At 59.2% G+C, this 13,354-nt stretch carries 12 protein-coding genes; 6 read left to right on the forward strand and 6 right to left on the reverse strand.

Annotated elements, in window-relative coordinates; translation table 11 throughout:
* Positions 1-80 precede the first annotated feature (80 nt).
* The 4 genes from JQR90_RS01700 to JQR90_RS01715 form a co-directional block, all read right to left on the reverse strand.
* Entirely contained in the window at positions 81-272 is a 192-nt protein-coding gene (locus JQR90_RS01700; protein WP_037029926.1) for a hypothetical protein, read from the reverse strand.
* Between the two features lie 295 nt (positions 273-567).
* Complete coding sequence (locus JQR90_RS01705; protein WP_073450043.1) at positions 568-2,061, reverse strand: aldehyde dehydrogenase; 1,494 nt, start codon at positions 2,059-2,061, stop codon at positions 568-570.
* 161 nt (positions 2,062-2,222) lie between these two features.
* Positions 2,223-2,876, reverse strand: coding sequence for an FKBP-type peptidyl-prolyl cis-trans isomerase (locus JQR90_RS01710; protein WP_434140334.1), 654 nt, complete (start codon positions 2,874-2,876; stop codon positions 2,223-2,225).
* 11 nt (positions 2,877-2,887) lie between these two features.
* Positions 2,888-3,352 carry a TIGR02444 family protein gene (locus JQR90_RS01715; RefSeq protein ID WP_434140335.1) on the reverse strand — a complete coding sequence of 155 codons (465 nt, stop codon included), beginning with the start codon at positions 3,350-3,352 and terminating at the stop codon, positions 2,888-2,890.
* A 162-nt stretch (positions 3,353-3,514) separates the two neighbouring features.
* Here JQR90_RS01715 and JQR90_RS01720 point away from each other — a divergent pair, with 162 nt between their 5' ends.
* From JQR90_RS01720 to JQR90_RS01740, 5 genes are all read left to right on the forward strand, one after another.
* Positions 3,515-5,425 (forward strand): ATP-binding cassette domain-containing protein, encoded by a 1,911-nt coding sequence (locus JQR90_RS01720; RefSeq protein WP_122040990.1) that lies wholly within the window; start codon positions 3,515-3,517, stop codon positions 5,423-5,425.
* Complete coding sequence (locus JQR90_RS01725) at positions 5,425-6,009, forward strand: mechanosensitive ion channel family protein (protein ID WP_233432108.1); 585 nt, start codon at positions 5,425-5,427, stop codon at positions 6,007-6,009. Before JQR90_RS01720 ends, JQR90_RS01725 begins: the two co-directional genes overlap by 1 nt.
* Positions 6,010-6,024: 15 nt before the next feature.
* On the forward strand, positions 6,025-6,657 hold the full coding sequence (gene rhtB, locus JQR90_RS01730) for a homoserine/homoserine lactone efflux protein (protein ID WP_010796685.1): 633 nt from the start codon (positions 6,025-6,027) through the stop codon (positions 6,655-6,657).
* A gap of 213 nt (positions 6,658-6,870) precedes the next feature.
* Positions 6,871-8,784, forward strand: a complete 1,914-nt coding sequence (locus JQR90_RS01735) for an FTR1 family protein (protein WP_434140336.1) — start codon at positions 6,871-6,873, stop codon at positions 8,782-8,784.
* Between the two features lie 9 nt (positions 8,785-8,793).
* Positions 8,794-9,249 carry a YaiI/YqxD family protein gene (locus JQR90_RS01740; protein ID WP_010796687.1) on the forward strand — a complete coding sequence of 152 codons (456 nt, stop codon included), beginning with the start codon at positions 8,794-8,796 and terminating at the stop codon, positions 9,247-9,249.
* A gap of 7 nt (positions 9,250-9,256) precedes the next feature.
* On the opposite strand, the gene JQR90_RS01745 is transcribed toward JQR90_RS01740, so the two are convergent.
* A complete protein-coding gene (locus JQR90_RS01745; protein ID WP_010796688.1) occupies positions 9,257-11,377 on the reverse strand; it encodes a putative bifunctional diguanylate cyclase/phosphodiesterase in 2,121 nt (706 codons plus the stop codon).
* A gap of 151 nt (positions 11,378-11,528) precedes the next feature.
* Positions 11,529-12,083, reverse strand: a complete 555-nt coding sequence (locus JQR90_RS01750; protein ID WP_010796689.1) for a DedA family protein — start codon at positions 12,081-12,083, stop codon at positions 11,529-11,531.
* Between the two features lie 289 nt (positions 12,084-12,372).
* Here JQR90_RS01750 and hemB point away from each other — a divergent pair, with 289 nt between their 5' ends.
* A complete protein-coding gene (gene hemB, locus JQR90_RS01755) occupies positions 12,373-13,344 on the forward strand; it encodes a porphobilinogen synthase (protein WP_230382237.1) in 972 nt (323 codons plus the stop codon).
* Positions 13,345-13,354: the final 10 nt, after the last annotated feature.

The raw sequence follows: 13,354 nt of genomic DNA on the forward strand, positions 1-13,354 counted from the left end.
TTCCGGTTGTGGCGTCAGAAAGGCAGGTACAAAAAAGCCGTGCGCGGTCAAACCGGCACGGCTTTCTTACATCCATTGCTTCAGCGATTCAGCAGTTTACGACGGCCATCGGGCCAAACTTCCCACAACTGATCGTTGATCCGCTGGACCTGACTGGTCACGCGGTTGCGCTGTACATTGATAGCGGCCTGGATCGACTGGCTGACAGAACGATCGGCGTGCTGATAGCCCACCCCTTGCATGGCAGGCTGACCCAAAGTGTACTCTCTCATACGCATGTCCTGCTCGTTAAGGGATTGACCGGCGCGCATAGTACGCGCTGTCGCTAGAGACAGGCTAGAGAGGGATTTGCTCACACCGTTGGTCAGAAGCGTGATCGGCAAAGCAAATCAGGCCTTATTAATTCGCTTCGCCATAGGTTTCCACCCTGAACAGGTACGCGCCAGCAGCAACGATGACGCAAAACTACCCCTTATAGGAGCGCTGGGGCTGGGCTGGTAAGGGTACTGCGCTACGCTCAATTGCGGCAGGGCAATGATAAGCGCAGCGCAGAAAAGGTCGATCGGCTTATAGCTTGATCCAGGTCGCCTTGATCTCGGTGTACTTGTCAAAGGCATGCAGCGACTTGTCCCGCCCATTGCCCGACTGCTTGAAGCCACCGAAGGGAGCTGTCATGTCACCACCATCATATTGGTTGACCCATACGCTGCCGGCCCGTAGCGCCTTGGCTGTCAGATGCGCCTTGGAGATGTCACGCGTCCAGACCGCCGCGGCCAATCCGTACTGGGTGTCGTTGGCGATCTTGATCGCTTCCTCAGCCGTGTCAAAGGTAATGACAGACAATACCGGCCCGAAGATTTCTTCCTGAGCGATCTTCATGGCATTGGAAACGCCATCAAAAATGGTCGGCTCCACATACACACCACCGGTTTCCTCCAGGGTGCGCTTGCCCCCAGCTACCAGCTGAGCACCGTCAGCGTGACCGGCTTCGATGTAGCCGAGCACGGTATTGAGCTGCTGCGTATCCACCAGGGCGCCGACATTGGTTTCCGGGTCCAGCGGGTGGCCTGGTTTCCAGGTTTTCAACGCCTCGATCACCAACGGCAAGAACTGATCCTTGATCGAACGCTCGACCAGCAGGCGTGATCCGGCTGTACAGACTTCGCCCTGGTTGAAGGCGATGCCACTGGCTGCTGCCTTGGCGGCTTCCTCCAGGTCTGGTGCATCGGCAAACACGATGTTCGGGCTCTTGCCGCCCGCTTCCAGCCAAACGCGCTTCATGTTGGATTCGCCCGCGTAGACCATCAGCTGCTTGGCGGTGCGGGTCGACCCGGTAAACACAAGGGTGTCTACGTCCATGTGCAGGCCCAGCGCCTTGCCTACGGTATGACCATAGCCTGGCAGCACGTTGAGTACGCCCGCCGGAATGCCGGCCTCGATGGCCAGCTGGGCAATGCGGATAGCGGTCAGCGGGGACTTCTCGGAAGGTTTGAGCACAACCGAGTTACCGGTCGCCAGGGCCGGGCCGAGCTTCCAGCAGGCCATCATCAGCGGGAAATTCCACGGCACGATAGCGGCAACGACACCCACTGGCTCACGCGTGACGAGGCCCAGCTCGTCGTGGGCAGTGGCTGCGACTTCATCGTAGATCTTGTCGATGGCCTCGCCATTCCAGCGCAGGGCGCGGGCGGAGAGTGGAATATCGATGTGATAGGAGTCGCTGATGGGCTTGCCCATATCCAGCGTTTCCAGAAGGCCAAGCTCTGCAGCGTGCTGCTCGAGCAGATCGGCGAAACGGATGATGATCGCTTTGCGCTTGACGGGTGCCATGCGCGACCAGACGCCGGATTCGAACGTGGCACGGGCGCTAGCAACTGCCCGGTCGGCATCGGCAACATCACAGCTTGCTACCTTGGCCAGAAAGCGGCCGTCGACGGGGCTGATGCAGTCAAAGGTCTCACCGGAGGCAGCATCACAGTATTCGCCCTGGATGAAGGCGCGGCCTTCAATGGTTAGGCTCTGGAAGCGCTGTTCCCATTCGGCGCGGGTTGGCGTGCTCATGCTGGTTTCCTCTCAAACAGGGTAGAAGAGGCGGTGGCCGTGAAGCCTGGCGCATCCGCAAAGCTGTCAGCCACCCTAAACCAGCCCAAGGGTGTTAGCAATATTTAACAAAGCCTTTGTTACAAGGCTGATATGTTCAAATTATTGAACACTTTTCGATCCTAGCGGGTGGCCTCCAGCGTGACCTCGAAGACCAGTGGCGAATAAGGCGGGATCAAATCACCGGCGCCTTCATCGCCATAGGCCTGTGACGAGGGCACCACGATGCGCCATTGCGAGCCAACCGGCATTTGGGTAAGGGCTGTGCGCCAGCCGGGAATGACGCTGGACAGTTTGAACCATTGAGGAGTCTGCTGTTCATCGAAAGTGCTGCCATCAGGCAGTTTACCGATATAGCGGACCTGCACCTGGCCATCGGCTTTGGGCTGCGGCCCGGCACCCTGGCGGATAACGGTTACCAGCACGCCGCCTGGCAATTCCTTCACACCATAACGGGTCTTCTCATTGACCAGAAAGCGGGTTTCCGCCTGCCTGGCGGCTTCCACATTGCTGGATTCTTCCTGCTGGTCGATCGCTTCCTCATGTTGGGCCACCAGCTCATCGATCTTTTTCTGATCCAGTGCCAGCGGCTCGCCCTTGTAGGACTGGTTCAGGCCCTTGATCAGATCGTCGATTTGCAAATCCGGCAGCTCGCTTTTCAAGCGGTTGCCGATTTCGGTCCCCAGGCTATAGGCCAGCTCGTCCTTGACCTTGTCCTCGGCGTGCGCCGCCAGAGGAAGGAGCAGACACAGGCTTAACAGCGAAAGGCGTAACATCTACAACATCCTCATGCATGAAGAGCGGCCTGGATAAGCGTATCCAGGGCGCCAGGTTCAGCCGTACCCGCCGGACCAGCCAGTGCGGTCAGCCAGCCAGCCGGGTCAGGCTGGGAAGTAAGGGGCCAGCCTACACTGGCCTGCTCCAGTCGTGTAAGCAGTTCGTGCTCGGCGTCCAGCTCCAATTGTTTCAAGCGTTCACGCAGCGCGGCGAGTGCCGTATCGGTTTGCGCGGCTGGCTTCCAGTAAGTGCGTAGCACGCGCAGGGGCTCCACAACAGTCGACCGCCAGGGGGCCGCCATGATCTCCAATAGCCGCTGGCGCTCAATCATTGGTGTCACGCCTCGGTTGCCCAGCCAGGCACCGGTCAGCAGCAGGCAGACATCCGCGCCGGCGCTCTGTAACGTCAGGCAGGCCTGGGTGACATCGGGTCTGGCATACAGCGCAAGTGCATAGGGCCAGAGCATTTTTTCCATGATAAGAGTCCTGTAGGCAAGGCGGTCCTGTTAACGATGGGCATGACGGTCAGCGAAGAGTGCTTGCCAGCGGGCGCGAAACCGCCTTTACTCGCCAGTTTCCAAAGGCACCGGTGCTGTCCGGCTCGCCTCACCAGGTCAATAGGCTCTACACTCGCCGCCATGATTCGAATACATAACCTTACCTTACAACGTGGCCCACAGCGTTTGCTGGAAGGTGCCGAACTGACGCTGCACCCAGGCCAGAAGGCCGGTCTTGTGGGTGCCAACGGAGCGGGCAAGTCCAGTCTCTTTGCCCTGCTGCGGGGGCAGCTCGTGCCGGATGCCGGTGATTGCCAGCTACCGGCGGCCTGGCGAATTGCCCACATGCGCCAGGAAGTCGATACCCTTGATCGGCTGGCAGTCGACTATGTCCTGGATGGGGACGTTCACCTGCGTGATATTCAGACCGGGCTGGTAGCGGCAGAAGCCGCGCACGACGGCAATGCTCTGGCGCGCCTGCATGCCGAGCTGGAAGCGGCCGATGGGTATACTGCGGACGCCCGAGCCCGCAAACTGCTGGCTGGGCTTGGTTTCATGCCGGAGCAGATGGAGCGTCGTGTAGGCGACTTCTCAGGCGGCTGGCGGATGCGTCTGAACCTTGCACAGGCACTGATGTGTCCTTCCGACCTGCTGCTGCTTGATGAACCCACCAACCACCTTGATCTCGACGCCATCCTCTGGCTGGAAGACTGGCTCAAGGGCTATCCCGGTACGTTGCTGCTGATCTCCCACGACCGCGACTTCCTTGATGCCGTGGTCGATCAGATCGTTCACCTCGAACAGCAAAAGCTGACGCTTTACCGTGGCGGTTACTCTGCTTTCGAGCGTACCCGCGTCGAGCGGCTGGCCCAACAGCAGCAAGCGTACGAGAAGCAGCAGGCGCAACGCGCGCACATGGAAAAATTCATTGCGCGCTTCAAGGCACAGGCTACCAAGGCACGCCAGGCCCAGAGCCGGATCAAGGCCCTGGAGCGGCTGGAAGAACTGGCGCCTGCCCATGTGGATTCGCCGTTCGATTTCAGTTTTCGTGAGTCCGACAAGCTGTCCAATCCGCTGCTGGACCTGAGCGAAGGCCGTCTCGGCTATGGCGACAAGACCATTCTGCACCCGGTCAAGCTGCAGCTGGCGCCCGGTGCCCGTATCGGCCTGCTGGGGCCGAACGGGGCGGGTAAGTCCACCCTGATCAAGACCCTGGCTGGCGAACTGCAACCGCTGGGCGGCCGCCTGACCTGCGGTGAGAATCTGGCCATCGGCTACTTTGCCCAGCATCAGCTGGACTCGCTTGACCCCAAGGCCAGCCCGCTGTTGCACCTGCAGCGTATCGCGCCGGGTGAGCGTGAGCAGACGCTACGGGATTTCCTCGGAGGATTCGACTTCCGTGGCAATCGCTGCGATGAGGCTGTCCTGAATTTTTCCGGTGGTGAAAAGGCGCGTCTGGCCCTGGCATTGATCGCCTGGCAAAAGCCCAACCTTCTGTTGCTCGACGAACCGACCAACCACCTGGACCTCGATATGCGCCTGGCGCTGACCATGGCCCTGCAGGAGTTTTCCGGCGCGGTGCTGGTGGTCTCCCACGACCGTCATCTGCTCAAGAGCACGACGGATGAGTTCCTGCTGGTCGCCGATGGCCGCGTACAGGCTTTTGACGGCGACCTGGACGATTATGCCCGTTGGCTCGTGGAGTTTCGCGCCCGCCAGCAACCCGTGTCCGCCCCGGATGCCAATGCCGACAAGGTCGACAAGCGTGCCCAGCGCCAGGCGGCGGCTGCGCTGCGCCAGCAGCTCGCCCCGCTCAAGCGCGAGGCAGACAAGCTCGAAAAGGAGCTGGGCAAGGTCCAGGAAAAGCTGGCCGCACTCGAAACACGTCTGGGCGACAGTGGTCTGTATGAAGCATCACGTAAAGAGGAGCTTCGAGTGGCCTTGGCGGAACAGGCACAACTGAAATCACGCGAGAGCGAACTGGAAGAAGGCTGGCTGGAAGCCCTTGAGCGGCTGGAAAGTCTGCAGCTGGAACTGGAGAACGCCTCGTGATCGAAGAACTTCATTCTCTTATTCCGGCAGGTTGGGAGCGCGGCGTCATTCTGGGCGTGCAGGTCCTGGCTATCCTGCTTGCCGGGTATATCCTGCAACGCTTCATCGCACGGGCCATTACCCGCATCGGCGAGCGTTACCACTTGCCGCCGCAATTCGTACTGGTCATGCGGGGCTTGCTGCGCTGGCTGATCATGGGCAGTGCACTGCTCATGGTTCTAGAGCGCTTTGGTGTGTCCGGCTCGGTTCTCTGGGCGGCACTTTCCGGCTTTATCGCGGTGGCTGCAGTTGCGTTCTTTGCTATCTGGAGCGTCCTGTCCAACCTGTTCTGTGCGCTGCTCATCTTTACGGTGGGGCCGTTTCGGCTGGGCGATCGGGTCGAGATCATCGATGCGGCGGACAAGCCCGGCGTGAAAGGACGTGTCGTGGCGATCAACATGCTGTATACCACGCTGGAAGACATGACCGAAGGCGTCAACAGCGAGGAAGCTGCGCTGTTACAGATTCCCAATTCGCTGTTTTTCCAGAAGGCTGTTCGCCGCTGGCGTGGTACAGACGTACCCTTCACCTTCCTGGATCGCTGATAAAAGGAGTTCCCGATGGCGCTGCATACATGGCTGGCCTTTCTGCTGGCCTGCTGGGTGATCAGTCTTTCCCCTGGCGCAGGCGCCATTGCTTCCATGTCGGCGGGGTTGCGTCATGGTTTCTGGCATGGCTACTGGAACGCTATTGGCCTGCAGTTGGGGCTTGCTCTGCAGATTGCGATCGTGGCCGCCGGGGTAGGGGCTCTGCTCGCAACCTCGCAACTGGCGTTCGCGGTAATCAAATGGTTCGGCGTGCTGTACCTGGTCTACCTCGCCATCCGGCAGTGGAAAGCCGCACCCATGGACTTTTCCAACGCACCCAAACCCGGCGCTACCGCCAGCGCCTCTTCGCTAGTCTTTCGTGGTTTCCTGGTGAATGCCAGCAACCCCAAGGCCGTTGTGTTCATGCTGGCGGTATTGCCTCAGTTCATCAATCCCAGTCAGCCGTTGCTGGCTCAGTACCTGATCATTGGCGCTACCATGGTCACGGTCGACCTGATCGTTATGGCTGGCTATACCGGTCTTGCCGCCAGGGTGCTGCGCGTATTGCGCACGCCACGTCAGCAGCGGCTCACCAACCGCGTCTTCTCTGGCTTATTCATGGGCGCTGCCGGGCTGCTGGCCACGGTTCGGCAAGCTGTCAGCTGAGTCTGCTACACCGCTAATCCTTTCATGCCAGCTGATCCGCTTGCCAGAGCGGTTTGGCTGAGCGCTCTCGCCTGTTGATATCTCGTTGCGCGCCCTTGCGCCAATCCCGTCTCCCGACGAAAACCTGAAAACAGCGACTCGGCAGGCTTGTAACAAAGCATTACAAGTAGAACACTATGGCTAATGCCATCCATTCTTGTTTGGAATCCGTTCATGTTTAAGCTGTACCGGCTGTTTGCTGTACTGTTGTTGCCCATGCTTGCTTCACTCAGTCCGGCCGTGCAGGCCGAGCCTGAGGATGAGGCCGCCCACGCCTTGCATATCCTGGGCTACCTTGGCGCGGATTATCCCGCCACGGTGAGTAAGGGCGCCGTTATCAAGGAAGCGGAATACCGCGATCAGCTGGATCTCCTGCATACCTTGCAAACCCTGATCGAAGGTCTGCCGGCGCGTCCTGAACGGACCGAGTTGGAGCAGGGCGTCACCCACCTGCGCGAGGCCATCACGCAGAAGGCCGACGGCGATGCGGTCGGACAGGAAGCGAGGGCGCTAGCCGCTCGACTGGCTCAGCTGTACCACGTGGCGCAGGCGCCAGCTATTACCCCAGACCCAACCCGTGGCGCACCGCTCTACGCCCAACAGTGCGGGGTCTGTCATGGTAATACCGGGGCGGGCGACGGCCCGGCCGGCATCGGTCTGGAACCCCCTCCCGGCGATCTGCGCGATCCGGCGCGAATGGATCACCTGAGCCTCTACGATATCTACAACACCGTCACGCGAGGCATCGACGGCACGGACATGCCTTCCTTTGCCAATCAACTCGATGAACGTCAGCGTTGGGATGTGGCGTCCTACATTGCAAGCTTTAGTGCCGACCCGGCAAAAGCGGGTGCGGCCTCGTTCGATCTAGCGCAGCTGGCGGGCCGCACACCTGCCGAAGTGGCCGCCGCACAAGGGGATGAGGCTGCGGCCGCGTTCCGTGCCCAGCGTGCCAAGCCGCCTGTGCAGCAACGCGGCCCTGCCCAGCTGATCGATTACACCCGGGCAACCCTGGATAAAAGTCTGGCGGTCTATCGCGAAGGCGAACATGACCAGGCTTATGACCTGTCTGTGGCAGCCTATCTGGAAGGTTTCGAACTGGTGGAAAGCGCCCTGGATAACCTGGACGCGACCCTGCGCAAGGACACCGAAAAGGCGCTCATGGCTTATCGGCAGTCCTTACAGGATGGCCTTGCCGTGGAGGAAGCCCAGGCTCGCCTGGACATAGCCAAGACGAAACTGGCAGCAGCCAGCGACCTGTTGAGCGGTGGTGGCATGTCTACCTCGCTGAGCTTTTTCGCCAGCCTTCTGATTCTTGTCCGTGAAGGTCTGGAAGCCATTCTGGTATTGGCCGCTGTGCTGGCTTTCCTGCGTAAGACCGGCCAGCAGTCCGCCATCCGTAGCGTGAACATCGGCTGGGGCCTGGCCATGCTGGCTGGTGTCGCTACCTGGGCGGTGGCAGCGTATGCGCTCAATATCAGTGGTGCCCAGCGGGAATTGATGGAAGGCATTACCGGTCTGTTCGCCAGTGTAGTGCTGCTCTGGGTCGGTGTCTGGATGCATGACCGCCGCAACGCCGCCGCTTGGCAGGACTACATCAAGAACAGCCTCGTGGGTGGCGGTGGTCGTTTCGGCTTTGCCGTGCTGGCGTTCTTTTCGGTTTATCGCGAGCTATTCGAAGTGATCCTATTCTACGAGACCCTGTGGCTACAGGCCGGCCCGGCAGGTCATGCGGCGGTACTGGGCGGTGCGATTACCGCGGTTGTCCTGCTGGTAGGGCTTGCCTGGATCATCCTGCGGGGTTCCATGCGTCTGCCGCTGGGCCTGTTCTTCAGCGCCAATGCTGTCCTGTTGTGTCTGTTGTCAGTGATTTTCGCCGGGCATGGCGTCGCAGCGCTGCAAGAAGCAGGTGTGATCGGTACCCGTCCGGTACCGTTCTTTGATTTCGACTGGCTGGGTATCCACGCCGATGCCTATACCTTGACCGCCCAGGGCATCGCGATCGTGGCCATTGCGCTACTCTATGCCCGCAGCCGCTATGCCGAACGCCGTCGTGAGGTGTCAGGCGGCTCTGTCGGAAACGCGTAAGAGGTTTACATGCATATCTGGATCGACGCGGACGCCTGTCCGCGGGCTGCCAAAGAGCTGGTCTTTAAGTTTGCCCTGAAGCGCAAGCTCAACGTGATCATGGTGGCGGGCCAGCCACAGATCAAACCACCGTATGCCTGCGTGCGGTTGATTATTGTGGAAAGCGGGATGGATGCGGCAGACGACTACTTGGTCGAGCAGGCCCAACCGGGTGATCTGGTCATCTGCAGCGACGTGCCGCTGGCGGATCGGTTGGTGAAAAAGGGCGTGGATGCGCTCGACCCGCGCGGCAAGGAGTTCGATACCCGTAATATGGGCGAGCGTCTGGCGGTGCGTAACCTGATGACGGACCTGCGCGATCAAGGCCAGATGGGCGGTGGTCAGCCGCCCTATGGGGAAAAGGAAAAGCAGGCCTTTGCCAATTCGCTCGACCGCCTGCTTACCCGGTTGACCCGCTCGGCGTAGAGCTGGTTCAGGCTGGCTCTACGTTCTGCTCCTGGTCGGCTCTTGCCAGCCAGACTTGCAGCTGCGGCAATGATAGGGGCTTGCTGAAAAAATAACCCTGGATGAAGTCGCACTGGTTTTCCCTGAGGAAAGTCAGCTGCTCCAGGGTCTCCACACCTTCGGCCACAACTCTGAGCTGCAGTTTGTGCGCCATGGCAATAATCGCGGCAGTAATCTCCATATCGGTCTGCTGATTAGGAATATCACGCACAAACGAGCGATCGACCTTGAGCGTATCGACCTTGAACTTGCTTAGGTACGCCAGGGAGGAGTAGCCACTGCCAAAATCATCGATCGAAACCTTTACGCCAAGCGCTCGAATTCGTTCTAACAACTCAATCGCCAGGTTGAGGTTATGCATCAGAGCATTTTCAGTCAGCTCGAGCGTCAGCGCCTCGGGCGGCAGGTCGGCCGCGCTGAGCGCTTCTTCCACCCGCTTGGGAAGCGTGCGGTCGGTGAGGTTCAGCGGCGAGCAGTTTACAGCGACCCGTAGATCACTATAACCCAGCTCCCGTAGGGTTTTGAGGTCTCGACAGGCACGCCGCATGACCCAATGATCCAGCTCACCAATTTGCCCGCTCAGCTCTGCTACATGGACAAAGCGGTCAGGTCTAATGGGACCAAGCGTCGGATGATTCCAGCGAACCAACGCTTCCAAGCTGGCGGTAGTCCGCGCATCACTGGTAACAATAGGCTGGTAATGTACTTCCAGCGTGCCTTCAGTAATGGCCTGACGCAGTTCCTGCTCTAGATGAAGCGTTTCCTCCGCCTGGGTCTGCAATTCTGGAGCAAAATGCAGGAAGCGATTACGCCCGTTGCGCTTGCATTGCCCCAAGGCGAGGCCTGCATTGCGCAGCAGTTCATTGGCGGATCGGCCATCCTTGGGATAGTGGGCAATGCCGATGCTCAGCGTCATGCCTATCTGCTGTCCGCTCAGGTTGAAGGGCGGACGAAGCTGCTCCAACAGCCGCATGGCAAGGTTTTCGCTGTGCTCAGGCTGTGCCTCAGGAGCTAGGACTAGAAACTCGTTACCCTGACGAGCGACGTGCACGGTGCTATCAAGCACGGCCGTGATGCGTTGGGCAACCTGGGTAAGCAGATCGTCGCCCACGTTGTAACCCAGGCTGTCATTGATTCGCTTGAAGTGATCTAGATCCAGATTGAGCAGGGCAAGGCCTTCTTCAGGGGTGGCCTTGTTGATGATGCGCGCCAGCGTCTGGGTAAAGCTGTAATCGTTCAGCAGCTGGGTGAGCGGATCGAGCAGCGTAACCTGACTCAGCGCCGTCGATACTTCCTCCAGGCGCACGCTCTGCTCATGGAAGCGTTGCTCTAGGCGGGCGGCTGTCAGGCCTGCACAGATCACAGTCATGGTCAGAAACGCGATGATGGTGCCCAGAAGCCCATGATGGGTTTCATGGGACATCATGAGAGGCGTGTTTTCAGGCACTGCCAGTGTCAGGGCGGCCATGCCAGTGAAGTGCATAGACACGATCGCACCGCCTAGAATCAGGCTACCCAAGATCATAAGTAATTGGGTATGGCGACCGGCTTGGTTACGGACGTAAAACGCCATGATCAATGCCGCCAGAGACGCCAGGATAGCCACTAGGATCGAGACCAGGAACAGGAGCGGGTCGTACACCTGGACACCAATGGAATTGATTGCGGACATTCCGGTGTAGTGCATGGCTGCAATGCCGCAGCCCGCCGCGACCGATGCTGCCAGGTATTCCCAGGTAGCAAGCCGCTCACGACTGATAAGCCACATGACAACGCAGGACACGGCAACGGCGATGCCTAACGACAGCAACGTCATGCTGTAGCCGTACTGCATGCTGACCGGCGAGGCATAGGAAAGCATCGCAATGAAGTGCATTGACCAGATACCGCTGCCCAGCGCCAGGCCGCCTACACCACACCAGAGCAGACGGTTCTTACTCAAGGCGGCCGACGAGGCGCGTCTGGCCATATAAAGCGCGGTATAACCGGCCGCTGTTGCCACCAGATAGGACAGCAGAACCAGAACGAAATGATGATGATCGGAGCCGACCGGTACGAAGCCGTCAGGCAGGGATGTGGCAAGCAACATGATTACAGACTCGAAAGGACATCCTACTGCATCGATATCTTCAATATCGCCACGGCAAGGCTACTGAATACGTTGGTAATGGCCTTATCGGCCGCCCGTCGGCCAAGCTTGAGGGTGACCGACAGGTGGAGGCGGGAAAAAGAAAGAAAAACTATTTTTTCGGAGCGCGTATCCGGCGCCACAGCCAGAGTACCACGCCCAGGACCAGCAGGGCGCCGAGCACCATCAGTTCGTAGCGCTTGAGATTGCCCAAGGCCCCTTCGAGCACTGCTCCAAAGTGATAGGCCGCCAATCCCAGGACCGTGGCCCAGACAATGGCGCCGATACCATTGAGAAGCAGGTAGCGCGCCGGAGGATAGCCCGACATGCCAATGGCCACCGGCATTACCGTTCTCAGGCCGTAGACGAAGCGAAAGCTGAGCACCCACAGATCGGGATGACGGCGAATATGATCCAGCGCCTTGTCTCCCATGGCTTCCCAGCGAGGCTTTCGCTTGAGCAGCTTGCGACCGTGACGGCGACCCAGGAAATACCACAGCTGGTCGCCTGCATAACTTCCCATGAAGGCCACCATGATGACCGTCTGGATGTTCATGTATTCGCGGAAGGCTAGAAAACCTGCCAGAACCAGAATGGTTTCACCCTCGAAGAACGTGCCGAGGAAGAGGGCGAAATAACCGAAATCATGGAGGAATTGTTGCAGCATCGTCACGACAACAGGGCGAAATGAAGGCGCAGCCTAACTCGGTTAGCCGCCGGAAGGAAGCTATCGCTTCGTCTAACCCTTTTTAAAAGCAGGGGATTTGCATAGCGATGTGCCAAGCCGAAGCTAGAGGTCGTCTGCCTTAAACAGGGTTGATAGACATGCCTTATTGTCATCAGTTGTTACCATTCGGTCATGATAGTGACTTATAACTCATCACAATGACTCTGCTTGAGTCCGGGAGTACACCGTGAGTTTCACTTCAGTAAGCCGTTCCTTTCCATTCACGCGGATGCGCCGCCAGCGCCGGGATGACTTTTCCCGCCGTTTGATGCGTGAGCACACGCTGACCGTAGACGACCTGATCCTGCCGATGTTCGTGCTCGACGGCGAAAATCGCCGTGAAAGCGTGCCCTCCATGCCGGGCGTCGAGCGTCTATCCATCGATCTTCTACTGGAAGAAACGGCTGAGCTTGTAGCATTAGGCATTCCTGCCGTCGCTCTGTTCCCCGTCACACCGCCTGAGAAGAAATCTCTCGATGGTGCCGAGGCTTACAACCCTGATGGTATCGCCCAGCGGGCCACGCGTGCGCTCCGTGAACACTTTCCAGAGCTGGGCGTGATTACTGACGTTGCGCTCGATCCGTTTACCACCCACGGACAGGATGGCATTCTCGATGAGAAGGGCTATGTGCTGAACGACATATCCGTCGAGGTGCTGGTCAGGCAGGCGCTGTCCCATGCGGCCGCCGGTGCCCAAGTCGTTGCGCCGTCGGACATGATGGATGGCCGAGTAGGTGCCATTCGCGCGGCCCTGGAAGACGCGGGTTATCACAACGTGCAGATCATGGCCTACTCGGCCAAGTATGCGAGTGCCTATTATGGGCCTTTCCGGGATGCGGTCGGCTCGGCCGCCAACCTGGGCAAAGGCAACAAGGCGACCTACCAGATGGATCCGGCCAACAGTGACGAAGCCTTGCAGGAGGTGGCGGGCGATCTGGCCGAGGGGGCCGATTCCGTCATGGTTAAGCCGGGCATGCCTTACCTGGACATTGTGCGCCGGGTGAAGGACGAGTTCCGCGTGCCGACCTTTGTGTATCAGGTCAGCGGTGAATACGCCATGCACATGGCCGCAATCCAGAACGGCTGGCTATCCGAGGCGGTGATTCTGGAGTCTCTGCTCGCTTTCAAACGTGCCGGCGCTGATGGCATTCTGACTTACTTTGCCAAACGCGCTGCCCAACAATTACGTCAGGAGCGTTAACGCTCCCAAG

It is taken from the genome of Pseudomonas sp. JZ114 (assembly GCF_051027705.1).
Classification (GTDB): domain Bacteria; phylum Pseudomonadota; class Gammaproteobacteria; order Pseudomonadales; family Pseudomonadaceae; genus Chryseomonas; species Chryseomonas luteola.

Excerpts from the sequence above, each read along its gene's own strand:
- JQR90_RS01700 (WP_037029926.1), bottom strand. The coding sequence starts at position 272 with ATGAGAGAGTACACTTTGGGTCAGCCTGCCATGCAAGGGGTGGGCTAT.
- JQR90_RS01705 (WP_073450043.1), bottom strand. The coding sequence starts at position 2,061 with ATGAGCACGCCAACCCGCGCCGAATGGGAACAGCGCTTCCAGAGCCTA.
- JQR90_RS01710 (WP_434140334.1), bottom strand. The coding sequence starts at position 2,876 with ATGTTACGCCTTTCGCTGTTAAGCCTGTGTCTGCTCCTTCCTCTGGCG.
- JQR90_RS01715 (WP_434140335.1), bottom strand. The coding sequence starts at position 3,352 with ATGGAAAAAATGCTCTGGCCCTATGCACTTGCGCTGTATGCCAGACCC.
- JQR90_RS01720 (WP_122040990.1), top strand. The coding sequence starts at position 3,515 with ATGATTCGAATACATAACCTTACCTTACAACGTGGCCCACAGCGTTTG.
- rhtB (WP_010796685.1), top strand. The coding sequence starts at position 6,025 with ATGGCGCTGCATACATGGCTGGCCTTTCTGCTGGCCTGCTGGGTGATC.
- JQR90_RS01735 (WP_434140336.1), top strand. The coding sequence starts at position 6,871 with ATGTTTAAGCTGTACCGGCTGTTTGCTGTACTGTTGTTGCCCATGCTT.
- JQR90_RS01740 (WP_010796687.1), top strand. The coding sequence starts at position 8,794 with ATGCATATCTGGATCGACGCGGACGCCTGTCCGCGGGCTGCCAAAGAG.
- JQR90_RS01745 (WP_010796688.1), bottom strand. The coding sequence starts at position 11,377 with ATGTTGCTTGCCACATCCCTGCCTGACGGCTTCGTACCGGTCGGCTCC.
- JQR90_RS01750 (WP_010796689.1), bottom strand. The coding sequence starts at position 12,083 with ATGCTGCAACAATTCCTCCATGATTTCGGTTATTTCGCCCTCTTCCTC.
- hemB (WP_230382237.1), top strand. The coding sequence starts at position 12,373 with ATGCGCCGCCAGCGCCGGGATGACTTTTCCCGCCGTTTGATGCGTGAG.